This is a genomic window from Streptomyces sp. NPDC020747, assembly GCF_044334695.1.
In the GTDB taxonomy this organism is placed as follows: domain Bacteria; phylum Actinomycetota; class Actinomycetes; order Streptomycetales; family Streptomycetaceae; genus Streptomyces.
Genome location: NZ_JBIRTJ010000008.1, coordinates 294,136 through 319,775, shown reverse-complemented (window position 1 = coordinate 319,775; position 25,640 = coordinate 294,136). Strand labels below are relative to the sequence as shown.

The following is a 25,640-nucleotide window of genomic DNA, read 5'->3' as shown; positions in this document are numbered from 1 at the left end:
CCTCACGACCGTCCGGCATCCCAGCGCAAAACGAGGTCAGCCATGAACAACGGTGTTCGGTACTCCTCCGGCCCACGCTCCTCCCGTACACGCGTCACCGGCGCCATCGCGGCCCTCGGTGTCATGTCTCTGCTCTCGCTGGCCGGGTGCGCCAGCGCGGATCCCACCCCGGCGGCGAACGGGCCCGCCGCGAAGTTCTCCCCCGCGCCCCAGAAGGCGGGCAGCGAGATCACGGTATGGGCCGACGCCACCCGCGTACCGGGCGTGAAGGCCTACCAGAAGGCGCACCCGGACGTGAAGATGAAGATCGTCACGTACAGCGGCGACGCCAACGGAGCCAACGACCTGCAGACCAAGGTGCAGTTGTTCGACCGGACCGGCAGTGGCTGGCCCGACGTCGCGTTCACCGCGAACGTCAACGACGGCAGCTGGGCCTCCCAGGGCAAGACGCCCTACGCCGCCCCCGTCGACCAGGACATCATTCCGAAGAGCACCCTCAGCGGCTTCGCCGACGGCGCCCTGGACCCGTGCGAGTTCAACGGCAAGACCTACTGCGTGCGCAACGACCTTGCGCAGAACGTCCTTTGGTACAACAAGAAGCTGATGGACGACTTCGGGTACACCGTCCCGAAGACCTGGGAGGAGTATCAGGCCCTCGGGAAGAAGGTCGCCAAGGATCACCCGGGCTATCTCGTCGGCACCGCCGGTGACTCCTTCTCCCCGGAGGTGTACTTCTGGGCGAGCCAGTGTCCCGCGAGCACCGTGACCAGCGGCAAGAAGGTCAAGGTGAACCTGGAAGACCCCAAGTGCACCCGGATGGCCAAGCTGCTCGACGGCCTGATCGCCAAGGGGTCGGTCTCCAAGGACACCGTCTTCAGCGCCGGCTTCGTCAAGAACAAGGCCAGCAAAGTGCTCATGCTCCCGGGCCCGTCCTGGTACGGCCAGGTGCTGTTCAACTCGACCTTCAAGACGCCCAAGGGCCAGGTCGCGGCCGCCGCTCCTCTCAAGTTCGAGGGCGACAGCACGAACTACACCGGCAATGTGGGCGGTGGACTGTGGTTCGTCTCCTCCCACAGCAAGAACCTCAAGGCTGCTTCCGACCTGGTGACGTGGATGACCACCTCCAACGACTACCAGGCCACCGCCGGCACCTATCCCGCCTACAAGGAGGCCGCCACCGCCTGGCTCGCCAACCAGGCCACGACCGGCTACTTCGCCAATGACATCGGCCCCGTCCTCCAGCAGGCCGCCGAGCGGGTGTGGCCCGGCTGGTCCGCCACCCAGTACAGCCAGGAGGCGATCTACGCCTCGACCGTCGTCCCCGCTCTCAACTCGGGCAAGACGCTCACCGGCACGCTCGGCACCTGGCAGACCGCGATCTCCGACAAGGCCAAGTCCCTCGGCTACACGGTCGAGCGCTGAGGTGAATCGATGAGCACCCTCCCTGCCGTACGGCCGAAGCGCGGCGACCGCAGCGCCCGCAATCCGCTCGGCCGCGCCGGATACCTCTTCGTCTCCGGCTACGTCGTCCTGCTGCTCGCCTTCGGTGTGCTGCCCACCGGCTACGCCCTCTGGCTGGCCCTGTCCAACTCCCGCGGCCAGTTCGTCGGGCTCGGCAACTTCACCCGTACCTTCGCCGACTACCGTTTCGGTCCGGCCTTCGCCCACATCGGCCTGTACCTGCTGATCTGGCTGTTCGTGCTGATGATCCTGGTCGTGCTGCTCGCCCTGATGCTGCACGGCCGGATGCGCCGGACGTCCGCCGCCCTGCGGTTCCTCTTCTATCTGCCGGGGGCGCTCGCCGGGGTGGCGAGTGTGCTGCTGTGGCTCATCCTGCTCGACCCGGCCTCCAGCCCGGTCGGCTGGCTCCTTGAGTCCTTCGGCTGGCACACCTTCGCCCAGGTCATCGCCCCCGGCCATCTGCCGGTCCTCTTCACGGTCATCGCCTTCTGGACCGGGGCCGGCGGCTGGGTCGTGATCATGTACGGGGCGTTGAACAACATCCCCGACGAGATCCTGGAGGCGGCCCGGATCGACGGTGCGAGCACCCTGCAGATCGCACTGCGCATCCAGATCCCGATGCTCACCAAGTGGATCGCCTACATGCTGATCCTCGCCTTCGCGGCGGGCACCCAGCTGTTCGTCGAACCGCAACTGGTCTCCACCGCCAGCTGGGGCATGATCCCCGACAGCTGGTCCCCCAACCAACTCTCCTACCAGTACGCCTTCCAGGCGGGCGACTTCAACGGCGCCGCGGCGCTCTCGGTCGACCTGCTGCTCCTCGGGCTCGGCTGCGCGGCACTCGTCGTCTTCCGTGCCGGGCTGTTCGACCGGGACTGAAAGGCCGCGCCATGACGCTCACCTCCTCCGCCGACCGGGCACGGCCCACGGCCGCCGGTCCCCGTACGGACTCCGGCCGGCCCGGCAGCCCGCGGCGGGCCCGCCCGAGCGGCCTGGCCGCACGCACCGCGTGGATCATCGTCCTGGGCCTCTTCCTGCTGTTCTTCGTGCTGCCGGTGATCTGGCTGCTGCTCGCCCCGGCCAAGAGCGACGGGCAGATCCTGCGCGGCGCCCCGTTCGCCCTCGGCTCCCTGGGCGGGCTCGCCGACACCTGGCACAACCTGTACAGCTTCCAGGACGGGGCCATCCTCGACTGGCTGAAGAACTCCGCCCTCTACACCTTCGGCGCGCTGGTCATCACCCTCGTCACCGGCATCCCCGCCGGATACGGTCTGGCGCTCACCCGGTTCATCGGCCGCCGACTGCTGCTGACGATCACGCTGCTGGTGATGCTGATGCCCTCGGCCGCGCTGGTGCTGCCGCTGTATCTGGAGGTCAACGCCGTCCACCTGGACGGCACGATCTGGTCGGTGATCCTGCCCTTCTCGTTCTTCCCGTTCGGGGTCTACCTCACCTACATCTACTTCTCCTCCAACCTTCCGGGCGACCTGCTGGCCGCCGCGCGGATAGACGGCTGCTCGGAGTGGCAGGTCTTCCGGCTCATCGCACTGCCACTGGCCAAACCGGTCGTCGCGCTCGTCGGGTTCTTCAACTTCGTCGGCAACTGGAACAACTTCTTCCTGCCGTTCGTGATGCTGCCCGACAGCTCCCAGTACCCGGCGCAGGTGGGACTGAGCAACCTGCTCACCTCGTCGTCGGTCTTCAACACCTCGGCGGGCGTGGGCAATCAGATCATGCGGCCGGAACTGGCCCTCGCCGCGCTGATCACCATCGTGCCCGTCCTGGTCGTCTTCCTCTTCTCCCAGCGCGCGTTGGTCTCCGGCATGCTCGCCGGCGCGACGAAGGAGTGACCGCCTCCCGGCCCGAGGTGTGGCACCGCGGCCGGTTCTATTCGGGACCCTGTGGCGCGGTGGCGGGCCGGGCCAGGCCCGCTGTCCACTTCTCCTCGATCCGGCCGAACCTCCACACCAGCAGGGCGACGGCCCAGGTGGCGAAGAACAGTCCGACGATGACGTATCCGATGACGTTCAGGTCGAGTCCGGAGACCCAGTCCCAGAAGGCTCCGTGCAGATTCGCCTGTTCGGCGATCAGACCGAGCAGTTCGACCGTGCCGATGATGAGGGCCACGGCCACCGACAGGCCGGTGATGGTGAGGTTGTAGTAGACCTTGCGGACCGGCTTGGAGAAGGCCCAGCCGTAGGCGAAGTTCATGAACGAGCCGTCGATCGTGTCGAGCAGCGACATGCCGGCCGCGAACAGGACCGGCAGGCACAGGATCGCGTACCAGGGCAGCCCCGAGGCCGCGCCCGAACCGGCCAGCACCAGGAGCGCGATCTCGGTCGCCGTGTCGAAGCCGAGGCCGAAGAGCAGGCCGAGCGGGTACATCTGCCAAGGCTTGGTGATCGACTTCATCAGGCGGCCCAGGAGACGGTTCATGAAGCCCCGGTTGTTGAGCTGTTCCTCCAGGGCCGCCTCGTCGAAGTGCCCGGTGCGCATCTGCCGGAAGACCTTCCAGATCCCCGCCATGATCACCAGGTTGATGATCGCGATGACGTAGAGGAAGGTCCCCGAGACGGTCGTGCCGATCCAGCCGGTGACGCTGTGCAGCGTGGAGTCGTCCCTCGCGACCGGCCCCGCCAGCGCCTTGACTCCGAGGGACAGCAGAAAGGCGAGCATGAAGACGATGCTGGAGTGACCGAGCGAGAACCAGAAGCCCACCGACAGCGGGCGCTGCCCCTCGCTCATCAGCTTGCGGGTGGTGTTGTCTATGGCGGCGATGTGGTCGGCGTCGAAGGCATGCCGCATACCGAGGGTGTACGCGGTGACGCCGATGCCTATGCCGAAGGTCTTGCTGCCGAGGCTGTAGTGCTCGGGGGCGACGATCACCACCAGCGTGAACCAGCCGATGACGTGCAGCGCCAGGATGAACGCGGCCATCCCGCCGAGGCTTGCCCACTCCTTGCGGGTCATCGACGTGCGGATGCGGTGCCACGAGAAACCGCGTCCCCGAGCCTGTGCGGCCGTGCGGGCGGAAGCGGAATCAGGAGCGGTGGTCATGGGGACGTGGGCCTTACTGCTCGGCGGGCGGCTGTTTTCAGCCGCGCCTTCCACCCTTGTGCGAGCAAGTTGCAGCTACAACACATCCGCAGCAAAGCCCACGTCAGATTTCAGTCAGCTTCGCAAAGAGCCCACCGGGCCAGGTGTTCGCTGATCCAGCGGGCGGCCGTCAGCTCGGGGACGGCGTGGCCGCCTTCATGCGCGCCGGCCGACCTCCCCCGAGGACGATCTCGCTCACCCCAGGAAGCTCAACCGCACATGCCGGTCGGCATTGGAGATGTTGGTGTCGACCAGGCACACCGACTGCCAAGTCCCCAGTTCCAGACGGCCCCCCAGCACCGGCAGCGTGGCGTGCGGTGGCACGATCGCCGGGAGGACGTGGTCGCGGCCGTGGCCGTGGCTGCCGTGGCGGTGCTGCCAGCGGTCGTCCGCGGGGAGGAGGGTGTGGAGGGCGGTGAGCAGGTCGTCGTCGCTGCCTGAACCCGTCTCGATCAGGGCGACGCCGGCTGTTGCGTGGGGCACGAAGACGTTGAGCAGGCCATCGCGATCGCCCGCCACCTCGCGGAGGAAGGCCTCGCATTCACGGGTGAGGTCGACGACCCTCTCCCTGGATCCGGAGGCGATGTTCAGTACACGGCTGGTGAAGGCATCGGACATGGACCAATCCTCGCCGATCCCGGGGACTCCGCACCCGCTGCCGGAGTCCACGCCCGCTACGGGTCGGGTTCCGCGGGCCCGGCCGCACCCCATCGGTCCCGGCGATTCCCCCGCCCAGCAGTGCCGGCCGCTCCCGCGCCCACCACGACCTCGCTCGCTCGACCCGTGACACTCGTGGTCCACTCCGCGAGACGCCATTGACCGTACGCGGCCCAGCTGGCTACTTTCAGCCGCATGTTGCGTTCAGTCATGCTCACCACGCGCGGTCACATCGACCTGCTGCGGGTGGCCTCCGCCGCGTGTCGCCGCGGACACTGACGCCCTTTCACCCGCTTCACCCCTCCTGCGCTTCAGCACACCCCCGCGTCCGCATGCCTGTCTGACCTGAGTCGGATGCCGGGACGCTGACACGCGCCCCCGCCCCTCGCGCACCTCCGCGCCCCGCATCTCTCCTGCGCGCCCTCCGTCGCTCTCCTGCCGTGGAGCCCTCATGAGCATCAGCCATGCCCCGCCGGACTCTCATGGACCCGATATTTCGGGAATATCAGAGTTCACCGAACCCACATCCACCAACTCCGAGTCGACCGACTCCAAGTCCATCGACCACGCCCTGCCCGAACTCGAACCCATCGTTCCCGCCTCGGCCCGCCGCACCCGCGTCCCCCGCTGGCTGCGCCGCACCTCCGGCCCCGTACTGCTGCTCGTCCTGTGGCAAGTCCTCAGCAGTACGGGCGTGTTGACCGCCGACGTCCTGGCCTCGCCCGGCACCATCGCGCGGGTGGCCGGAGACCTGGTCTCCGACGGGTCGCTGACGAACGCAATGGGTGTATCGCTCCAGCGCGTCGCGGTGGGGCTCCTGTTCGGCACCGTCGTCGGTACCGGACTCGCCCTGGTCTCGGGCCTGTTCAGGGTCGGCGAGGATCTCGTGGACGCGAGCGTCCAGATGCTGCGGACCGTGCCGTTCGTCGGTCTGATCCCGCTGTTCATCATCTGGTTCGGCATCGGCGAGGCGCCGAAGGTCGCGATCATCACGCTGGGCGTGTCCTTCCCGCTCTACCTCAACGTGTACGCGGGTATCCGCGGCGTCGACTCCCAGCTGATCGAGGCCGGTGAGTCCCTCGGCCTGTCCCGCTGGGGACTCGTACGGCATGTCGTGCTGCCGGGCGCCCTCCCCGGTGCCATGACCGGACTGCGCTACTCGCTGGGCATCGCCTGGCTGGCACTCGTCTTCGCCGAGCAGATCAACGCGGACGCCGGTATCGGCTTCCTGATGGTCCAGGCACGCGACTTCCTGCGGACCGACGTGATCGTGGTCTGCCTGATCGTCTACGCCTTCCTCGGCCTGCTCGCCGACTTCATCGTCCGCTCCCTCGAAAGGCTGCTGCTGCAATGGCGACCGACGTTCACCGGCCGGTGACCACCGAGAAGGTCACGACCGCACCCGCCCCCTCCTCGGTGGTACGTGTCGAAGGCCTGACCCGCACCTTCGACGGCCGCGCCGTCATCGACGATCTCCGACTCGACGTGAGGCCGGGCGAGTTCGTGGCCCTCCTCGGTCGCAGCGGCTGCGGCAAGTCCACCCTCCTGCGCATCCTGGCCGGGCTCGACCGTGACATCGAGGGCACCGTCCTCGTGCCGCGCCGCAAGGCCGTCGCCTTCCAGGCACCCCGGCTGATGCCGTGGAAGAAGGTGTGGCGCAACGTCCTGCTCGGGCTGCCCGGAAAGCCCGAACGCGCCGTCGCCGAGCAGGCGTTGACCGAGGTGGGCCTCACCGACCGCGCCGACGCCTGGCCCAAGACGCTCTCCGGCGGAGAGGCCCAACGCGCCTCGCTGGCCCGCGCGTTGGTGCGCGAACCCGATCTGCTGCTGCTCGACGAGCCGTTCGGCGCACTGGACGCGCTGACCCGGATCAAGGCGCAGCGGCTCGTCGGTGAGCTGTGGCAACGCCGGGGCTGCGCGGTGCTCCTGGTCACGCACGACGTCGAGGAGGCGGTGCTGCTGGCCGACCGCGTCCTCGTGATGGACGACGGCGTGATCGCGTACGAGACCGAGGTCGAGCTGGACCGTCCGCGGGACATCACCGACCCGCGGTTCGCCGAGCTGCGCGCCGGGCTGCTGGAACGGCTGGGCGTCGACACCGCGGCCGAGGCCGCCTGAACTCCCTCTCCAGACAACCCGGTTACACCACCCACGCGCATCCGGACCGCCCGGTTGCGCGCCACCCTCACCTGACCCCACGCATCACCATCACCTGAACTCACCGAACGGAATCCTCATGCGACGACACCTCGTCCCCGCCGCCCTGCTCCTCCCCCTGGCCCTGCTGGCCGCGGCCTGCGGCGGGAACTCGTCGGCCAGCACCTCGACGGGCGACGGAACCGACGGGAAGGGATCACTCACCCTCAACGTCGGTGACCAGAAGGGCGGTTCGGAGGCGGTACTGCGGGCCGCCGGAGAACTCAAGAACCTCAACTACAAGATCAAGTGGTCGACGTTCACATCCGGCCCGCCCCTCCTGGAGGCCGTCAACGCCAAGGCCGTCGACATCGGCGGAGTCGGCAACACCCCACCGGTCTTCGCGGCCGGCGCCAACTCCAAGATCACCGCCGTCGCGGCCTACCGGGGCAGGTCCAAGGGAGACGCGATCCTCGTACCCAAGGACTCGAAGCTCAAGAAGCCCGAGGAACTGAAGGGCAAGTCGGTCGCGGTGGCGCAGGGTTCGTCCGCGCACTACCAGCTGGTCGCCTCGCTCAAGGCGGCCGGGCTGACGCTGGGCGACGTCAAGGTGAAGTACCTCCAGCCCGCCGACGCACTGGCCGCGTTCACCTCCGGCAAGGTCGACGCGTGGGCGGTCTGGGACCCGTACACCTCCCAGGTGCTGCAGGCCAAGCAGGGCAGGGTCCTGACGGACGGCGACGAAGTGGTCAACGGGCTCACCTTCCAGGTGGCGGCGCCCGGAGCACTCAAGGACAAGAAGAAGGCCTCGGCGATCGCCGACTATCTGGAGCGGCTGCGGCGCGCGCAGGACTGGGTCTACGAGCACCCCGAGGAGTGGGCCAAGGTCTGGGCGAAGGACACCGGGCTGCCCTACGAGGTGGCACTGGCCTCGGTGAAGCGGACCAACGCGACCAGGGTCCCGGTGGCCATCGACAAGCCGCTCATCGCCTCCGAGCAGGAGATCGCGGACACGTTCACCGGCCTGAAGCTCATCCCCCGCAAGGTCGACTTCGGCGACTTCGTGGACACCCGCTTCAACGGGGACCTGCCGCCGTCCACCACCACTCCGCGCCCCTCGAAGGAGTCGTGACGACATGACCGTACATCTGCACTGGTTCCTGCCGACGGGCGGCGACGGCCGCACCCTCGTGGACCGGCACGCCTACGCGGCCAACCCTGTCGACCGTACCCGGCCGGTCAGTGGGGTGCGCCCGCCCGACATCGAGTACCTGGCCCAAATCGCCAAGGCGGCCGAGCAGTTGGGCTTCGAGGCGGTGCTCACGCCGACCGGTACGTGGTGCGAGGACGCCTGGCTGACGACGGTGGCGCTGGCCCAGCACACCGAGCGGCTGAAGTTCCTGGTCGCGTTCCGGCCCGGGGTCATCTCGCCGACGCTCGCCGCCCAGATGGCGGCCACGTACCAGCGCATCACCCGGGGCCGGCTGCTTCTGAACGTCGTCACCGGCGGCGACTCCACCGAGCAGCGCCGCTTCGGCGACCAGCTCGGCCACGACCAGCGGTACGCGCGCACGGACGAGTTCCTGTCCGTCGTACGAGGGGTGTGGCGCGGACAGCCGTACGACTTCGACGGGGCGCACTACCAGGTCGAGGGCGGGCTGACCGCACTGCCGCCGGATCCGCTGCCGGAGATCTTCTTCGGCGGTTCCTCGGCTGCCGCGGGGCCGGTCGCGGCGCGGCACGCGGATGTGTATCTGACCTGGGGCGAGCCCCCGGAGCAGGTCAAGGAGAAGATCGACTGGATCCGCTCGCTCGCCGAGCGCGAGGGGCGGACGGTCCGCTTCGGCATCCGGCTGCACACGATCTCGCGGGACTCGTCGGCCGAGGCGTGGAGGACGGCGGGGCGTCTGCTCGACGACCTCGATCCGGAGTCCATCGCCGCCGCGCAGGCGGCGCTCGGCCGCAGCGAGTCCGTCGGCCAGCAGCGCATGCTCGCACTGCACGGCGGTTCGTCCGACCGGCTGGAGATCTCCCCGAATCTGTGGGCGGGCGTGGGTCTCGTGCGCGGTGGCGCCGGCACCGCGCTGGTCGGCAGCCATGCCGAGGTCGCCGACCGGATCGAGGAGTACCACGCGCTGGGCGTCGAGCACTTCGTGCTGTCCGGGTATCCGCATCTGGAGGAGGCGTACTGGTTCGGGGAGGGGGTGATTCCCGAGCTGGCCGTGCGGGGACTGTTGTCGCGTGTTCCTGCCTCCGGGGCGCCGATTCTGGTCGCCAGTGGTCGCTGAACGCTCCGCCGGGAGGGCCGCTCGTCGTCTGCGGGGCGTCCGCGGCCGGTCGCGCCGTTCCGGGCGCCCCTTACGGGGCGCCCACGGGGGCCGGGAAGATCCGTGCCGTCGGCGGAGTTAGTAGAAGCGTGAATGACACCGGAGCGCAGGCGGGGGCAGTACGGGACGTCGATGTCGTCGTGATCGGCGCCGGGCAGGCCGGACTGTCCAGCGCCTATCACCTGCGGCGCACCGGCTTCGAGCCGGAGCGGGACTTCGTCGTCCTGGACCACGCTCCGCATGCGGGCGGGGCATGGCAGTTCCGGTGGCCGTCCCTCACGTACGGCAAGGTGCACGGGATGCACGCCCTGCCGGGCATGGAGCTGACGGACGCGGATCCGGCGCGTCCGTCCTCCGAGGTCATCGCGGAGTACTTCGACACCTACGAGCGCACCTTCGATCTGCGGGTGCGGCGGCCGGTCGACGTGAAGGCCGTGCGCGAGGGCGAAGGCGGCCGGCTGCTCGTCGAGACCTCCGGCGGTACGTGGTCGACGCGGGCGCTGATCAACGCGACGGGCACCTGGGACCGGCCGTTCTGGCCGCGCTACCCGGGGCAGGAGACCTTCCGGGGGCGGCAGTTGCACACGGCCCAGTACCCGGGTCCCGAGGAGTTCGCCGGGCAGCGGGTCGTCGTGGTCGGCGGGGGCGCGTCCGGTACGCAGCATCTGCTGGAGATAGCGCCGTACGCGGCCGGGACCACCTGGGTGACGCGGCGGCCGCCGGTGTTCCGCGAGGGTCCGTTCACCGAGGACGTGGGCCGTGAAGTGGTCGCACTGGTGGAGGAGCGGGTCCGTCAGGGGCTGCCGCCGAAGAGTGTCGTGTCGGTGACCGGGCTGCCGCTCAACGACGCGATCCGCCAGGGCGTCGAGGACGGTGTCCTGGACCGGCTGCCGATGTTCGACCGGATCACTCCGGACGGCGTGGAGTGGGACGACGGGCGGCGTGTGGCCGCCGACGTCATTCTGTGGGCGACCGGTTTCCGTGCCGCGATCGACCATCTGGCGCCGCTGCGGCTGCGCGAGCCGGGCGGCGGCATCCGTGTCGAGGGGACCCGCGCGGTCGCCGATCCGCGGATCCAGCTGGTCGGGTACGGGCCGTCGGCCAGCACGATCGGAGCCAACCGCGCCGGGCGCGCGGCGGTGCGGAACATCAGGCGGCTGTTGGCGGTCGCCCCGGACACCGCCTCGACGGCCGCCCCGGACGTCACCTCGGCCACCGCCGAGACCGCCGCCTCGAAGGTCGTGCCGGTGGGGTGACGTCAGCGCGACTTCGCGGGCGCGCTCTTGTTGGCGCGGTTGAACTCCGCGACGTTCCTCCGGTGCTCCTCGTAGTCGGCGGTGAAGCGGGTGTCGCCGGGCTTGACGGTGACGAAGTAGAGCCAGTTGCCCTGCGGCGGAGCGACCGCGGCACGCATCGCCTCCTCGCCGGGGTTGGCGATGGGCGAGGGCGGCAGCCCCATCCGCACGTACGTGTTGTACGGGCTGTCGAGCCGCGTGTCGTTCTCGCTGGTGCGCAGGGTGCTGCGGTTCAGCGCGTAGTTGATGGTGGAGTCCATCTGCAGCGGCATACCGCGGTCGAGCCGGTTGTAGACGACGCGGGCCACCTTGCCCATGTCCTTCTTGGTGGCCGCCTCGGCCTGGACGATGCTCGCGACGGTGACGGTCTGATAGACGTTCATCGCGTTCCGCTCGGCCCCGGCCGTGACCGTCCCGCCGCCGAACCTCTTGTTCGCCGTGTCGACCATGTACGTCAGCAGGGACACCGGGGTCGACTTCTTGTCGATGGGATACGTGGCCGGGAACAGATACCCCTCGGGGTTGCCGCTCGCGTCGTTCGGAAGCTTGAGGTTCGCCTTCTCCAGGGACTTCTTCGTGGTGCCCCCGGGCAGGGCGAGGACCTTGTCGACGGCCGCGTAGACCTGGCCGGAGCGCCAGCCCTCCGGGACCACCAGGGCGAGGGGCTCCTTCTTCTCGTCCGTGCTCAGCAGCGGCACCGCCACGGCGGTGGCCGCCACGACGGCGCCGGTCACGATGAGGGCGGTCCGGCCCCGGCTCGTCAGTCGAATCGTTCTCCGTGGCCGACTGGGCGGCGTGTAGATCTGCATGCGGGCACGGTAACCCGCATATCGCCATAAACTCGACATATAGTCATCTTGTTGGCTCCAGTTGGGCGTCCCTGCGGACCAGTGCGGCGTAGCGGCCCTCGCGCTCCAACAGCTCCTCGTGCGTGCCCCGTTCCGCCGGACGACCGGCGTCGAGGACCACGATCTGGTCGGCGCCCCGAATGGTGGACAGCCGGTGCGCGATGGTGAGGGTGGTCCGGTTGGCCGACAGGGCGTCGATGGCCTCCTGCACGGCGCGTTCGGTGCGGGTGTCCAGGGCGCTGGTCGCCTCGTCGAGGATCAGGACCGGTGGGTCCCGCAGGATGGTGCGGGCGATGGCCAGGCGCTGCTTCTCGCCGCCGGAGAACCGGTGTCCGCGCTCCCCCACCACCGTGTCGTACCCGTCGGGCAGCGACGCGATGTGGTCGTGGATCTGCGCGGCCTTCGCGGCCGCGTACAACTGCTCGTCGGTGGCGTCCGGCTTGGCGAACCGCAGGTTCTCGGCGACCGTGGCGTGGAAGAGGTACGTCTCCTGGGAGACGACGCCGATCCCGCGGGCGAGGGTGTCGAAGTCCAGATCGCGCACGTCCACCCCGTCGAGCGTGACTCGGCCGCCCGTGACGTCGTACAGACGCGGCACCAGATAGCTGAGCGTGGACTTGCCCGCACCGGTCGCGCCGACGACGGCGAGACTGCCGCCGGCGGGCACGGTGATGTCGATGCCGGCGAGGATGGGGCCGCTCTTGTCGTCGTAGCGGAACTCCACGTCCTCGAAGCGCACCTCTCCCTTGACCTGATCGAGGTGGATCGGGTCCTCGGGCTCGGTGATGTCGATGGGCAGGTCGAGGTACTCGAAGATGCGCTGGAAGAGGGCGAGCGAGGTCTGGATCTGGACGCCGGTGGAGAGCAGGCTCACGGTCGGCCGGAAGAGGCCCTGCTGGAGCGAGACGAAGGCGACGAGCGTGCCGATGGAGATGGCGGGTCCGCCGAACTGGAGGGCTATGCCCGCGGTCCAGTAGATGACGGCCGGCATGGCGGCCATGACGATCCCGATGACGGCCATCCGCCAGCGGCCCGCCATGTTCGACCGGACCTCCAGGTCGACGAGGCCCTCGGACTCGTCGGCGAAGGAACGGGTGAGCGAGTCCGAGCGGCCCATCGTGCGGCCGAGCAGGATGCCGCTGACGGAGAGCGACTCGGTGACGGTGGCGGCCATGACAGCCATCTGCTTCTGGCGCTCGGTGGTGATCTTCTTGCGTTCGTTGCCGACGCGGCGGCTGATCCACACGAACAACGGCAGCAGGAGCAGCGAGACGACGGTCAGCCGCCAGTCCAGGGCGACCATCGCGACGATCGTGGCGATGACGCTGGTGAGGTTCGAGACGAGCGAGGTGGCGGTCGAGGTGACCGTGGCCTGCATGCCGCCGATGTCGTTCGCGATGCGCGACTGGACCTCGCCGGTGCGGGTCCTGGTGAAGAAGGCGAGCGACATGCGCTGCAGCCGGCCGTAGACGGCGGTGCGCAGGTCGTGCATGACGCGCTGGCCGACCGTCGTGGAGATGAGGGTCTGCAGGACTCCGAAGACCCCGCCGAGGACGGCGCTGAGGATCATGCCGAGCGCGAGCAGGCTCAGCAGGCCTGTACGCCCCTGCGGGATCGCGGTGTCGAGGATCTCCTTGAGCAGGAAGGGCGTGGCGACCGAGACCAGGGACGCGGCGCCCACGAGGAGGCCTACGACGGCCAGTCGGCCGCGGTAGGGACGGAAGAGCTTGAGAATGCGGCGCACCTGCCGGGGTTGTCCTTCCTCGACAGGTGGCGGTGTCCAGTTGATGTCGTCGCGGGGCATGGGCTCCTACGGAGGGTGAGAGAACGATGACTGACGGAGCATAGCTCATTGTTACCTATACTCACAATGAACAAGGTCCTGATATTGTTCCCGTCATGGACACCCCCGACGCCGACGGCCTGCTCGCCGAGCAGCTGCTGCGGTTGACCCGCCGTGTGCACCGCATCCAGAAGCGTCAGCTGGAGAAGCGCGGGCTCGGCATCACGCCGGCGCAGTCCCGGCTCCTGCGCACTCTCGCGCACTACGGCTCGCCGCCGCGCATGGCCGACCTGGCCGAGCGGCTGGAGGTGGTGCCCCGGGCCGTGACGACGCTGGTCGACGCGCTGGAGGCGAGCGGCAAGGTGCGCCGCGTACCGGACCCCAGCAACCGCCGGGTGATCCGCATCGAGCTGACGGACGACGGCCGCGGGGCCCTGCGCGAGCTGCGCGCCGCGCGGCGTACCGCGGCGGAGGACATCCTGGCGCCGCTGTCGGACGACCAGCGCAAGGTGCTCGGGGGGCTGCTGGACACGATGGTGGACGGGATGGGCGCGGTGGAGGCGCCCAAGCGCGACTGCTGAACCCGCCATCGGTGGCTCCGCGCCGCCCCCTCACCCACGTGCACGGAAGTCCAAAGGCCGAGCCCCGGAAGTCCAACTCCCTGGCCACTTCGGCCCCTTGCGACCCGGTCCGCCCCCTAGGAGGGTGACAGCGCGCCGAACCCGCGCTCACCCACCGAGGAGGTCCGATGCACGACGAGCACGCGACACCGGAACCTGACGAGAACCCCGAGGGCCACTCCCGACGCTCGGTCCTGCGCACGGCCGGAGCCGCCGGAGCGGGTCTGGGGATCGGCGCGCTCGCGGGTGGGGGCACGGCTCACGCGGCCGAGCCCGGGACGGCGGCGGATGCCTCACCCGGCGCAGAAGCCGAGTCCGACGTTCCCGCCGCGAAGGGCAGAACCATGATCGGCGTGCCCTTCGAGGGGCGCGGCACGGTACGGGTGGGGATCATCGGGCTCGGCAACCGCGGCAACGGCATGATCGACCTGTTCCTCGCCCTCGACGGAGTCCGCGTCGTCGCGCTGTGCGACCCGGTCAAGGACAAGACCGCGAGCGCCGCGGCCAAGGTGGTGGCCGCGGGACAGCCCGCCCCGGCTACGTACACGAAGGGCGATCACGATTTCGTCGGTCTGTGTGAGCGCGGCGACCTCGACTTCGTGTACGTGGCGACGCCCTGGGACCGGCACTTCGAGATGGCGAAGACGGCGATGCTCAGCGGCAAGCACGTCGGCGTGGAATGTCCGATCGCGATGCGGCTCGACCAGCTCTGGGAACTGGTCGACCTCTCCGAGCGCACCCGCAGACACTGCATGCAGCTGGAGAACTGCTGCTACGGCAGGAACGAGATGCGGGTCCTGCGCATGGCGCACGCCGGGAAGTTCGGCCGACTGCTGCACGGCGCGGGCGCCTACAACCACGATCTGCGCGGCCTGATGTTCGACCCGGACTACTACGAGGGCCCCTGGCGGCGGCTCTGGCACACCCGGCTGCGCGGCGACCTCTACCCGAACCACGGTTTCGGACCCGTCGCCAACTACATGGACGTCAACCGCGGGGACCGCGTCACCCACGTCTCCAGCTTCGGCACGCCCTCACTCGGTCTGGCCGAGTACCGCGCGGCGAACATGCCGCCCGGCGACCCGAGCTGGAAGGAGTCGTACATCGAGAGCGACCGGACCATCAGCCTCGTACAGACCGCGAAGGGACGGGTGATCCGGCTCGAACACGATGTGTCGACGCCACATCCCTACTCGCGGATCAACAGTCTCGGCGGCACGAAGGGTGTGTTCGAGGACTACCCGGAGCGGATCTACATGGAGCCGGACCACACAGATGAAGCCTGGGGTGACTTCGGGGCGTACGCCGACTGGGATCACTGGCTGTGGAAGGAGCACGCCAACCCGCCCGGCGGACACGGCGGGATGGACTACATCATGCTGTTCCGGCTGACGCAGTGCATGCGGCTCGGGCTCGTACCGGACTTCGACGTGTACGACGCCGCCACCTGGACCGCGCCGGTGCCGCTGAGCCATGCCTCGATCAAGGCACACGGGGCACCGCAGGCGATCCCGGACTTCACGCGCGGGCTGTGGAAGAAGGAGCGGTCGGGGGTGGACTCACAGAAGCCGCAGGGGTGACCGGGCGGGAGTGACCCCCCCGGGGGCGGTTCCTTCGGGGGCCGGCTCTTCGAAGGTGGGTCCTTCGGAGGGGCCTTCGGTGGGAAGCGTGGGGCCCGGCGTCGAGCGGATGCGCCGGGCCCCGGCGCTCAACTCGCCTCGCCCGCGGGCTCCTTGGCCAGCGAGGCCTTGGCCTCGGTGGGTTCCTCCGTCTTCGGGTCGCTGCCGGCGGGCGTCACGTCCTCCTCCACGAACGCGATCTCGCCGTCGAGCATCTTCTTCGCCCGGTCCATGTCGAGGGCGCCCTCCCAGCGGGAGACCGCGAAGACGGCGACGCAGTTGCCGAGCAGGTTGGTGACGACGCGCATCGAGTCCATGATGCGGTCGACGCCGAGCAGCAGGGCCACGGCCCCCGCGGGGATGGCGCCGAGCGAGGACGCCGTCGCCGACAGAGCGAGGAAGGCCGAACCGGGGATGCCTGCCATGCCCTTGCTGGTCAGCATGAGCACCAGGATCACCGTGACCTGCTGGCTCAGACTGAGGTCGACTCCCACGGCCTGCGCGATGAACAGCGTGCCGATGGAGAGGTAGATCGAGGCGCCGTCGAGGTTGAAGGAGTACCCCGTCGGCAGCACCAGACCCACCGCGTCGTCACGGGCACCCGCCTGGCGCAGCTTCTGCATCATGCGTGGCATGACCGTCTCGCTGGACGCGGTGCCGAGCGCGAGCAGCAGCTCCGCACGCGTGTAGCGGACGAACTTCCACAGGCTCAGCCCGGTGACCAGCTTCAACGCGACGGCGAGCAGCACGAGGAAGACCAGCGCCACTGCGTAGCAGAGAACGATGAGCTTGCCGTACGTCTTCATGACCCCGAGGCCGTACTCCCCCACCAGGTGGACCATCGCGCCGAAGACGGCGAGCGGGGCCAGTTTCATGACGAAGCCGACGATCGCGAAGATGATCTCCTGGGCCTGCTCGATGGCGGGCAGGATCGCGGGCACCTTGGTGTTGCCGAGGTGGAGCAGCGCGGCGCCCGTCAGGCACGCCAGCACCAGGACCTGCAGCAGCGAGTTCTCTGCGAAGGCACCGACCGCGCTCTGCGGCAACGCGTTGAGGATGAACTCGGTGGTCGTCGGCAGCGCGCCGCCGGCGGTCTTGTCGTCGACCGCGGAGGCGTCGAGCTTCGACGGGTCGACGTTCATGCCCGACCCGGGGGCGAAGACGTTGGCGGCGATCAGGCCGATGAGCAGGGCGGCCGTGGAGGCGATCTCGAACCAGATCAGGGCCTTGAGCCCGATCCGCCCGAAGGCCTTCAGGTTGCCGGCCTTGGCGATGCCGACGACGACCACACAGAACACGAGCGGCGAGATCACCGTCTTGATGAGACGCACGAAACCGTCGCCGAGCGGTTGGAAGGTCGTGGCCGTGTCGGGCCACAACCTTCCGACGACGATTCCGAGTACGAGCGCGCAGGCGACCTGCGCGAACAGTGAGGTACGCAGTATGCGTGCGACGCGTCGCGGCAGGGACGGTACAGACGGCGGCACGGGCACTCCTCCAGGGGGACTTCTGGGATACGGAAAGCGGATTCCGCGGTGATCACTATCGGGGGAGTTTGCTACCGCCGGAGACCTCGATGTGACAGGCGTGTAAATCATCGAGGATGTGGCACGTCCCACACCGAACCGTTCAGCAGTCCGCGCGGTCCTCTGTGAGCGTCCCCTGCACGGTCACCAGGGTCCGGTCGTAACAGCCGCCCGATCCGTACAGCCGGTAGCGCTCACTGGTGGTGCCGACCGCGTGCCGCTGGTCGCGCGGCACGTTCGCCGTATACGTGGCGTCACCCACGTAGCTGTCGTCGAGCCGGGACCAGGCCGTGCGCCGACCGCCTCGCGTCTCCTCGACCGCGGCCCGGTCTCCCAGTGACAGCACGGTCCGCAGGCGGTCGCCCGCGCCGAGCGTCGTGGTGCCGTCCATGGTGTACGTGCGGTGCGTCCGGGTCGACCTGGCGGGCCCGCGTCCGTCCACGGTGACCGTTTCGTCGTCGGTCCAGGTCCCCTTCAGCGCGTCGGTGTTCTCGCCGTCGGTCCAGCGGTGCACGGAGGTGTTGGCCAGCCTGCGGTCGACGCTGGTCCTCACGCGGCCGTGCGAGGTGTCGACGTACCCGGCCACGGTCAGCCGGTGCCCCGCCTCGGTGTCGAGACGGTGCTCCGAACCCGGCGTGTACGTCGAGGAGTTGCCGAGGTCTCCCGCCCTGTGCGCGGTGAGCTTCCCGGTGACCTGCTCGCTCTTCGCGTCCTGCCAGACGAGGACGTTCACCGGGGTGCTCCAGCCGGCCTGACCTTCCGGAACGCCCACTACGGAGACGTCGATCCGGTGCGGACGACCGTCGTTGAGCAGCCCCGCGAACGGTGTCAGGTCGTACTCGACGGGCTTGATGTCGAAGGCGCGCGGGCCCGGAGTCACGTACCAGAGGAAGGGGTTGGACCAGCCTCCGGTCCATACGGTCGGGAACGGCGCCGCGATGCCCGCGAGCCGGCCGTCGACCTTTATCTGCACCTCGCGGTAGGGGCCGTCACCGGCCTTGCAGGAGTACGGCGCGGCGTCGGGCACCGTCAGATACCAGTACTCCTCGCAGCCGCCGCCCGACCCTGTGGCGTATACCTCGGCGACGATGCGTTCACTGTTGCGCGGCGTGGTGAGGGTGCCGTCCTGGAGGGTGAGGACGCGGTCGGGGGTCTTCTTCGCGGCGGGCTCAGCCGTGTGGAGAGTGGCGGCAGCTCCGCCCGCGTAGAAGGTGAGCGTGACCTTGACGTCGATGATGCCCGTGTAGGTGTCGTCGACGACGTTCCCGATGAGCATCTCGACGTCCTGGTCCGCCCGGAACGTGTCGCTGTAGCGCGTGACGTCCTTCTCCACCGACCACTCGATGCCGTCGGGCGAGGGCTGCGGCGTGGACGTACGGAAGACCTCGACTCCGCCGATGTGCAGATAGCCGAGCCGGTCGAACTGCCGCCCCTTGACCTTGCCTTCGAGGCGCAGAACGACCTTGCTCCAGCGGTCGCCGCAGCCGCGCGGGGGCGCGTACGTGCCCTTGTACGGCGTGAAGTCCTTGAACTGGGCCTCTGCGACGGTGACGGCACAGGACCTGGTGTCCGGTCGGGTGACCGGCAGGGCGGCGGTGACCGGGTCGTGCCAGTCGGTGCCGAACTCGGCGGGCGCGTCGGCCGATTGCGCGGGGGCCGCCCCGAGGAGGGTGCTCGCCACGAGGGTCACCCCGGCGAGCATGGACATGATGATCCGTCTTCTCATGGGCGGTGTTCTACGGGGAGTGGGCCCGGGCCGCAATGCGGCCTCGGGGCATGACGGGCCCCCTCGACCGGATCGGGCCTCCTGAGTACGGTGGTGCGACCGGTTGGCGGGGGGACGCAATGGATCGGGAACAGGACGACGCGCCGAGCGAGTTACCTCGCTTCGCCCTCAGTCCCGTGGCAGGTCTCGCGGTCGCTTTCGCCGCCGTGCTGACCGCGCTGTCCGGCCGCTACGGGTACCACCGCGACGAGTTGTACTTCCTCGCGGCGGGCGATCATTCGGCCTGGGGATACGTAGACCAGCCGCCGCTGACGCCGTTCCTCGCGCGGGCGGCCACCGCGCTGTTCGGGGACTCCACCGTCGCTTTGCGGGTCCCGGCCACGCTCGCCTTCGTGGCCGCCGTTTTCGTCGTCGCCCTCGTCGCACGGGAGTTGGGCGGTGGCCGCGGAACACAGGTGGTCGCGGCAGGGCTCGCGGGCGTGTCCGCGCAGCCGTTGGGGGTCGGGCACATGGTGTCGACCGCGACCTTCGACCTGCTGGCCTGGCTGCTGATCTGCTGGTTGGTGCTACGACTGCTGCGCACCGGCGACGGGCGGTGGTGGCTTGCGATCGGCCTGTGCGTCGGGGTCGGTCTGCTGAACAAGTACCTCGTGGCGCTTCTGGTCGTCGCGCTGCTCGCGGGCGTGCTCGCCGTGGGGCCCCGGCGGATGCTGCGCAGCCCGTGGCTGCTCGCCGGCGCTGCCGTGGCCCTCGCGGTGGCGGCGCCCAATCTGTGGTGGCAGGCGGATCACGACTGGCCTCAGCTGACGGTCGCGGAGGGGATCGGCACGGACGACGGGACCGAGAACCGGATCCTGTTCGTGCCCGAGCAACTCATCTATCTGTCCCCGCTGTTCGTGCCGGTGTGGATCGCGGGCTGGCTGCGGCTCTGGCGCGATCCCGCCCTGCGGTGGGCTCGTCCGGCAGCGGTCGCGTACCCCCTGCTGTGCGTGCTGGTCGTGGCGCTGGGCGGCAAGGGATACTACGTCGTTCCGCTGCTGATCGTGCTGCTCGTGGCGGGCTGCGAGCCGGCGCTGGCCTGGACGCGACGGCACGGCCGTACGTGGCCCGTGGTGGCCGTGGTCGTGACCGTCGCGGTCAGCGCGATGGTCACCCTGCCCGTGCTGCCGCCGAGTTCGCTCGCCGTGCCGATGGCGCTCAACAAGGAGCAGGGCGAGCAGGTTGGCTGGCCCGCGCTCGCGGACGCGACCGCGAAGGGCTGGTCCGCGATTCCCGCGGGTGAGCGGGCGCGTGCCGTGCTCTTCACGCAGAACTACGGCGAGGCGGGCGCCCTGGACCGCTACGGCCCCGAGCGCGGGCTGCCTCGGCCCTACTCCGGCCATATGAGCTACGCCGACTGGGGCCCTCCGCCGGACTCGGCCGACGGACCGGTGCTCGTCGTGCGGCAGGAGGGCGCGGACGGCATCGAGCGGTACTTCACCGACTGCCGTCGGGTCGCGCGCGTGGACAACAGGCACGGGGTGGAGAACGAGGAGCAGGGCGCGGCCGTGGTGTTGTGCTCGGGGACGACGCGGCCGTGGTCGCGGCTGTGGGCGTCCCTTCGCCACTACTACTGAGGGCGCTCAGCTAATGCTGGGGGCCACACAGCGGCCGGTGACGGGCGCTCAGGCGGCCTTGAGGTTCGCCTTGTCGCCCATCACCACGACCGGGTGCTGGTCCGGGTCGAGGGTGCGCAACAGGTACTCCATACCGGACTTGGGCAGACTCACGCAGGCCGACGTACCGCTGCCGTGGTCCATGTGCAGCCAGATGCTGCCACCCTTGGACTGGCCCTGCGGGCGGGTCGGGTCGTTCGGTGAGGTGCCCTTGACGCGGTTGTAGTCGATGGCGATGACGTAGTCGAAGTCGTTCCAGTGCGACTTGGCCCAGTAGTGCGGGGCCTGGAAGCCCGCCGACTCGGTGTACGGAAGCTTGGCACCGGGGTCGGAGAGGACGCCGCCCGCGTCGCTGAGGGTGAACACGCCGACGGGGCTGCGCTTGTCGTTCTCGCGGTGGTTGACCGTCCAGCCCTTCTTGCCGTTGTGGCCCTTCCAGCTGCGGGTCTTGTCCCAGGTGGAGCCGGACTTGGTGTAGAGGACGATCGTGGAGTCCGCCGAGTCCTTGCCGTCTCCGTAGACGGCCACCACCTGGTGGGAGCCCGAGGGGATCTGCTTCCGCAGCTTGTCGCCGACGTCGGGGATGGTCTTGAGGTCGACGGTCCGCGCCTGCCCGGTCCCGGTCCCGCCGTCGGCCTGCCCGTCGCTCTTCTTCCCGCTCCCGCCGTCCGAACCGCCGCAGGCCGCCAGGGACATCAGAAGGGCACCGGACACCGCGGCCACGGCCGTCGTGCGCATCGCACCGCCTATTCGCATCGGTCCATCGTCGCACCACGATCCGGACGATTGCGTCCGGCCCCTCGGCTGCCGGGCGATATGCGGGCGGTCCGGGCCGAATCTTTGCCTCTCGGCGGAAAACCGTTTGCCTGCGGACACTCTGTGACGCGAACCTTTCACGGTTTGTTGCCTCCGCCACTCCGTTCAACGAGCCCCCTGGGACGTCATGCAGATTCAAGACCTTCCGTATCCCGACCCGGGTGTGCCGGACGCACGCTCGGGGCCCCGGTTCCTGGTGTGGCTCGGCCGGAATCAGCTCGGCGGACAGGCGAAGGCCCTGGCCTGGGGTCTGCTGCACTTCCTGTCCGTGTCCGGACTGCCCTTCTGCGTGGGCTTCGCCGTCCAGGCCGTCGTGGACCGCTCCGGTGCGCGGCTCGGCACGGCGGGCGGGCTGATCGCGCTGTGCGGGGTCGGTATCGCGCTGGGCGACTCCATGCTCCACCGGGCCGCGGTCACCAACTGGATCACCGCGGCCGCGCGCGTCCAGCAGCTCCTGGCGCGCAGGACCGCCCTGCTTGGCTCCGCGCTGACGCGGCGCGTGGCGGCCGGCGAGATCGTCGCGGTCTCGACCGGTGACGTGGAGAAGATCGGCTGGTTCGTGGAGGCCGTGTCGCGGTTCACCGCGGCCGCGGTCACGATCGTGGTCGTCTGTGTCGCCCTGGTCGTCTACCAGCCGGCGCTCGGCGTCGTCGTCGCCGTGGGTGTGCCCGTCCTGGCGCTCGCGGTGCTGCCGCTGCTGCCCCGGGCGACCCGGCGTGCCGACTTCCAGCGCGAGAAGGCGGGACACGCCACCGAGCTGGCCTCGGACACCGTCGCGGGTCTGCGCGTGCTGCGCGGCATCGGCGGCGAGGAGCTGTTCCTGGACCGCTACCGCCGTGCCTCGCAGGAGGTCCGGCACGCGGCCGTGCGCAGCGCCCGTATGTGGGCACTGATCTCCGCTATCCAAGTACTGCTGCCCGGGCTGCTGCTGATCGTCGTCGTCTGGCACGGCGTGAACCTGGCCCGCGACGGCCGGATCACCGTCGGCGAACTGGTCACCGTGTACAGCGCCGTCATGCTCCTCACCTATCCGCTCCGTCACTTCGAGGAGATCGCGATGGCCTACTCCTTCTCCCGGCCGTCCGCGAAACGCGCCGCCCGGGTGCTGTCGCTGGAGCGGGCGACGGACGGCGAGGGCTCGCGCGAGGCCGTCGTACCGGCCGGTGATCTGTACGACCCCGCGACCGGGCTGCTCGCGCCCTCCGGACGGCTCACCGCGGTGGTGTGCGGTGACCCGGACGCGGCAGGCATGCTGGCCGAGCGGCTCGGCGGTCATGCGGCGGACTCCTCGGAGCTGCCGTCGGCGCTGGTCGGCGGCGTGCCGCTGGACGAGCTGCCGCTCGACTCCGCCCGCAGTGCCGTCCTCGTCCAGGACAAGGACCCGGTGCTGCTCTCCGGCACCCTGCGCGAACTGCTCGACGTGCCCGCCTCCGGGGACGTCAGTCCCGAGGAGGCGCTGGCCGCCGCGCAGTGCGGCGACGTCCTGGACGCGCTCGCCCAGGGGTCGCTGGACGCCGACGATCCGATGGACGCCCGGATCACCGAACGCGGCCGTTCCCTGTCGGGCGGCCAGCGCCAGCGTCTCGCGCTGGCCCGGTCGCTGATCACGGACCCGGAGGTGCTCGTCCTGGACGAACCGACGTCCGCGGTCGACTCGCACACCGAGGCACGCATCGCCGACGGCCTCCGCTCCCTGCGCCAGGGCCGTACGACGGTGGTGTTCACCTCGTCGCCGCTGCTCCTGGACCACGCGGACCGGGTCGTACTCGTCCACGAGGGCGAGGTCGCGGCGGTCGGCGTGCACCGCGAGCTGCTGCACAGCGAGCCCCGGTACCGGGCCGTGGTGACCCGCGAGACCGAGGACGAGGCCGCCGCACACGAACTGGGCCGCCTGCAAGAACTGGAAGAACTGGAAGAAATCGAGGAGACCGCATGATCGGCGTGGCGCCACCGGCCTACGACCCGGCGGCCCCGACGACCGCAGAGACCCTGCCCGTCGGCGCCCCCTCGACCGTACGCGCCTACGTGGCCGAACTGTTCCAACGGCACCGCCGGGCCTTCCTGCTGCTCATCACCGTCAACACGGTCGCCGTCATTGCCTCGATGGTGGGCCCCTACCTGCTGGGGTCGCTCGTCCAGCACGTCTCCGACGGCACCGCGGCGGCACGCGAACTGCATCTGGAGCGCACCGCCGCGCTGTTCGTCCTCGCCCTCGTCGTCCAGGCCGTGTTCGTGCGCCAGGTGCGGTTGCGGGGCGCGATGCTCGGCGAGCGGATGCTGGCCGACCTGCGCGAGGACTTCCTCGTGCGGTCGGTGGGGCTGCCGCCGGGCGTCCTGGAGCGGGCCGGGACGGGCGATCTGCTGTCCCGGATCACCACGGACATCGACCGGCTGGCCAACGCCATGCGCGAGGCCGTGCCCCAGCTGGCCATCGGTGTGGTGTGGGTAGCGCTGCTGCTCGGTGGGCTCGCCGTGACCGCGCCGCCGCTCGCGCCCGCCGTGCTGGTCGCCGTCCCGATCCTGGTGGTCGGCTGCCGCTGGTACTTCAAGCGCGCGGGGGCCGGCTACCGCTCCGAGGCCGCCGGTTACGCGGCGGTGGCCGCCGTGCTCTCGGAGACCGTGGACGCGGGCCGCACCATCGAGGCGCACCGCCTGAGCGAGCGCCGCATCGCGCTGTCCGACCGGCGGGTCCAGGAGTGGACCGCCTGGGAGCGGTACACGCTGTGGCTGCGCTCGGTGCTCTTCCCGGTCATCAACCTCACCCACGTCACGGTCCTCGGCTCGGTCCTGATGATCGGCGGCTACTTCGTCCTCCAGGGCTGGATCGGGGTGGGGCAGCTGACGACGGGTGCCCTGATCGCGCAGATGCTCGTCGACCCGGTGGGCCTGATCCTGCGCTGGTACGACGAGCTCCAGGTGGCCCATGTCTCGCTGGCCCGGCTGGTCGGCGTCCGCGACATCGAGCCGGACGCCGGTGACGCGACGCTGGCCCCCGACGGCCGGGACGTGCACGCCGACCGGGTGCACTTCGGCTACCGCGAGGGCGTCGACGTGCTGCGCAAGGTCACCCTGGAGGTCGCGCCGGGCACCCGGCTGGCCCTGGTCGGCCCGTCCGGCGCGGGCAAGTCCACGCTGGGCAGGCTGCTCGCCGGGATCTACGCACCCCGGGCCGGCCGGATCACGCTGGGCGGCGCCGAACTGTCCCGGATGTCCGCCGAACGGGTCCGCTCCCATGTCGCGCTGGTCAACCAGGAACACCACGTGTTCGTGGGCGCCCTGCGCGACAACCTGCTCCTCGCCCGCACGGAGGCCGACGACGCCGAGCTGTGGGCCGCCCTCGGCGCCGTCGACGCCGACGGCTGGGCACGGGCGCTGGACGACGGTCTGGACACCGAGGTCGGCTCGGGCGGGCTCGCCCTCACTCCGGCCCAGGCGCAGCAGATCGCGCTCGCCCGGCTGGTGCTCGCCGATCCGCACACGCTGGTCCTGGACGAGGCCACCTCGCTCCTCGACCCGCGCGCGGCCCGGCATCTGGAGCGCTCCCTGGCACGCGTCCTGGACGGCCGCACCGTGGTCGCCATCGCCCACCGGCTGCACACCGCCCACGACGCGGACGTCATCGCGGTCGTCGAGAACGGCCGCATCAGCGAGCTGGGCAGCCATGATCAACTGGTCGTGGCGGACGGCGCGTACGCGGCACTGTGGCGGTCCTGGCACGGGTGAGCTGGACTGCCCCCGGCGTGAGTGGGCACGGCCCCGGCTCGGCCTCCGTGCGGGTCGGCCGGAGCCGGCCGGGGTCCGCTCATGAGCGGGTCGGGATCGCGCCGCGGCGTGCTCCCGGCTCCGGCTCGCGCCCACCGCTGTTGAGAGGGCCGGAGGCTGCCGCCGGGCCCCGTGCCGTTGCGCGGTGTCGAAGAGGAGTGGAAGGGTGGATGTCGGCACCGGCTCGGGGAACGCCCGGGAACCGCCTGGTTCCCCACGTTCCGTACGCCGTACAGGCGATGCCTGGGCCGAGCGGCCCGCGCACCCGCCACCGAACACGGTGACAGCAGGCCGGCCCGCACCACCTGGAGGT

The 25,640-nt window shown here is 69.9% G+C and carries 21 protein-coding genes; 14 read left to right on the top strand and 7 right to left on the bottom strand.

The window, feature by feature from the left end; all coding sequences use genetic code 11:
* The first annotated feature begins 42 nt into the window (after window positions 1–42).
* From ACH4YP_RS22820 to ACH4YP_RS22810, 3 genes are read left to right on the top strand one after another with little or no spacing between them, the layout of a single operon-like run.
* On the top strand, window positions 43–1,422 hold the full coding sequence (locus ACH4YP_RS22820) for an ABC transporter substrate-binding protein (protein ID WP_398492107.1): 1,380 nt from the start codon (window positions 43–45) through the stop codon (window positions 1,420–1,422).
* 9 nt (window positions 1,423–1,431) lie between these two features.
* Entirely contained in the window at window positions 1,432–2,340 is a 909-nt protein-coding gene (locus ACH4YP_RS22815; protein ID WP_361054251.1) for a sugar ABC transporter permease, read from the top strand.
* An 11-nt stretch (window positions 2,341–2,351) separates the two neighbouring features.
* On the top strand, window positions 2,352–3,311 hold the full coding sequence (locus tag ACH4YP_RS22810; RefSeq protein WP_398492104.1) for a carbohydrate ABC transporter permease: 960 nt from the start codon (window positions 2,352–2,354) through the stop codon (window positions 3,309–3,311).
* Between the two features lie 37 nt (window positions 3,312–3,348).
* Here the strand turns inward: ACH4YP_RS22810 and ACH4YP_RS22805 are convergent, their stop codons facing one another.
* Together ACH4YP_RS22805 and ACH4YP_RS22800 are read right to left on the bottom strand one after the other, a co-directional pair.
* Window positions 3,349–4,518 (bottom strand): HoxN/HupN/NixA family nickel/cobalt transporter, encoded by a 1,170-nt coding sequence (locus ACH4YP_RS22805; protein ID WP_398492102.1) that lies wholly within the window; start codon window positions 4,516–4,518, stop codon window positions 3,349–3,351.
* 234 nt (window positions 4,519–4,752) lie between these two features.
* Window positions 4,753–5,175 carry a secondary thiamine-phosphate synthase enzyme YjbQ gene (locus tag ACH4YP_RS22800; RefSeq protein WP_398492100.1) on the bottom strand — a complete coding sequence of 141 codons (423 nt, stop codon included), beginning with the start codon at window positions 5,173–5,175 and terminating at the stop codon, window positions 4,753–4,755.
* 234 nt (window positions 5,176–5,409) lie between these two features.
* Between ACH4YP_RS22800 and ACH4YP_RS22795 the strand changes: the two genes are divergently transcribed.
* The 6 genes from ACH4YP_RS22795 to ACH4YP_RS22770 all read left to right on the top strand — a co-directional run bounded on the left by ACH4YP_RS22795 (window position 5,410) and on the right by ACH4YP_RS22770 (window position 10,933).
* Window positions 5,410–5,493 (top strand): putative leader peptide, encoded by an 84-nt coding sequence (locus tag ACH4YP_RS22795; protein WP_353963658.1) that lies wholly within the window; start codon window positions 5,410–5,412, stop codon window positions 5,491–5,493.
* Window positions 5,494–5,665: 172 nt separating this feature from the next.
* Window positions 5,666–6,592, top strand: coding sequence for an ABC transporter permease (locus tag ACH4YP_RS22790; RefSeq protein ID WP_398492099.1), 927 nt, complete (start codon window positions 5,666–5,668; stop codon window positions 6,590–6,592).
* On the top strand, window positions 6,565–7,332 hold the full coding sequence (locus ACH4YP_RS22785) for an ABC transporter ATP-binding protein (protein ID WP_361054239.1): 768 nt from the start codon (window positions 6,565–6,567) through the stop codon (window positions 7,330–7,332). Before ACH4YP_RS22790 ends, ACH4YP_RS22785 begins: the two co-directional genes overlap by 28 nt.
* Window positions 7,333–7,450: 118 nt before the next feature.
* The gene (locus ACH4YP_RS22780; protein WP_398492097.1) at window positions 7,451–8,482 is read left to right on the top strand and encodes an ABC transporter substrate-binding protein; all 1,032 of its coding nucleotides are present in this window, start codon (window positions 7,451–7,453) and stop codon (window positions 8,480–8,482) included.
* A 4-nt stretch (window positions 8,483–8,486) separates the two neighbouring features.
* Window positions 8,487–9,638, top strand: coding sequence for an LLM class flavin-dependent oxidoreductase (locus ACH4YP_RS22775; RefSeq protein WP_398492095.1), 1,152 nt, complete (start codon window positions 8,487–8,489; stop codon window positions 9,636–9,638).
* Window positions 9,639–9,766: 128 nt separating this feature from the next.
* Window positions 9,767–10,933 carry an NAD(P)-binding domain-containing protein gene (locus ACH4YP_RS22770; protein ID WP_398492093.1) on the top strand — a complete coding sequence of 389 codons (1,167 nt, stop codon included), beginning with the start codon at window positions 9,767–9,769 and terminating at the stop codon, window positions 10,931–10,933.
* Between the two features lie 2 nt (window positions 10,934–10,935).
* On the opposite strand, the gene mltG is transcribed toward ACH4YP_RS22770, so the two are convergent.
* Together mltG and ACH4YP_RS22760 are read right to left on the bottom strand one after the other, a co-directional pair.
* Window positions 10,936–11,781, bottom strand: a complete 846-nt coding sequence (mltG, locus tag ACH4YP_RS22765) for an endolytic transglycosylase MltG (protein WP_361054230.1) — start codon at window positions 11,779–11,781, stop codon at window positions 10,936–10,938.
* A gap of 43 nt (window positions 11,782–11,824) precedes the next feature.
* Window positions 11,825–13,624, bottom strand: a complete 1,800-nt coding sequence (locus ACH4YP_RS22760; RefSeq protein WP_398492090.1) for an ABC transporter ATP-binding protein — start codon at window positions 13,622–13,624, stop codon at window positions 11,825–11,827.
* A gap of 95 nt (window positions 13,625–13,719) precedes the next feature.
* Here ACH4YP_RS22760 and ACH4YP_RS22755 point away from each other — a divergent pair, with 95 nt between their 5' ends.
* Together ACH4YP_RS22755 and ACH4YP_RS22750 are read left to right on the top strand one after the other, a co-directional pair.
* On the top strand, window positions 13,720–14,184 hold the full coding sequence (locus ACH4YP_RS22755; protein ID WP_361054224.1) for a MarR family transcriptional regulator: 465 nt from the start codon (window positions 13,720–13,722) through the stop codon (window positions 14,182–14,184).
* A gap of 167 nt (window positions 14,185–14,351) precedes the next feature.
* Window positions 14,352–15,803 carry a Gfo/Idh/MocA family protein gene (locus tag ACH4YP_RS22750; RefSeq protein ID WP_398492088.1) on the top strand — a complete coding sequence of 484 codons (1,452 nt, stop codon included), beginning with the start codon at window positions 14,352–14,354 and terminating at the stop codon, window positions 15,801–15,803.
* Window positions 15,804–15,931: 128 nt separating this feature from the next.
* Here ACH4YP_RS22750 and ACH4YP_RS22745 read toward each other — a convergent pair whose 3' ends face one another.
* Both ACH4YP_RS22745 and ACH4YP_RS22740 read right to left on the bottom strand, forming a co-directional pair.
* Window positions 15,932–17,329 (bottom strand): cation:dicarboxylate symporter family transporter, encoded by a 1,398-nt coding sequence (locus ACH4YP_RS22745; protein WP_361054219.1) that lies wholly within the window; start codon window positions 17,327–17,329, stop codon window positions 15,932–15,934.
* Between the two features lie 142 nt (window positions 17,330–17,471).
* Window positions 17,472–19,094: a peptide-N4-asparagine amidase gene (locus tag ACH4YP_RS22740; protein WP_398492086.1), complete on the bottom strand. Its 1,623-nt coding sequence runs from the start codon at window positions 19,092–19,094 to the stop codon at window positions 17,472–17,474.
* 119 nt (window positions 19,095–19,213) lie between these two features.
* Here ACH4YP_RS22740 and ACH4YP_RS22735 point away from each other — a divergent pair, with 119 nt between their 5' ends.
* Window positions 19,214–20,710 carry a glycosyltransferase family 39 protein gene (locus ACH4YP_RS22735; protein WP_398492084.1) on the top strand — a complete coding sequence of 499 codons (1,497 nt, stop codon included), beginning with the start codon at window positions 19,214–19,216 and terminating at the stop codon, window positions 20,708–20,710.
* 48 nt (window positions 20,711–20,758) lie between these two features.
* Here ACH4YP_RS22735 and ACH4YP_RS22730 read toward each other — a convergent pair whose 3' ends face one another.
* Window positions 20,759–21,505: a hypothetical protein gene (locus tag ACH4YP_RS22730; RefSeq protein ID WP_398492082.1), complete on the bottom strand. Its 747-nt coding sequence runs from the start codon at window positions 21,503–21,505 to the stop codon at window positions 20,759–20,761.
* 187 nt (window positions 21,506–21,692) lie between these two features.
* Between ACH4YP_RS22730 and ACH4YP_RS22725 the strand changes: the two genes are divergently transcribed.
* On the top strand, window positions 21,693–23,501 hold the full coding sequence (locus tag ACH4YP_RS22725) for an ABC transporter transmembrane domain-containing protein (protein ID WP_398492080.1): 1,809 nt from the start codon (window positions 21,693–21,695) through the stop codon (window positions 23,499–23,501).
* On the top strand, window positions 23,498–25,288 hold the full coding sequence (locus ACH4YP_RS22720) for an ABC transporter ATP-binding protein (protein WP_398492078.1): 1,791 nt from the start codon (window positions 23,498–23,500) through the stop codon (window positions 25,286–25,288). Before ACH4YP_RS22725 ends, ACH4YP_RS22720 begins: the two co-directional genes overlap by 4 nt.
* Window positions 25,289–25,640 lie beyond the last annotated feature (352 nt).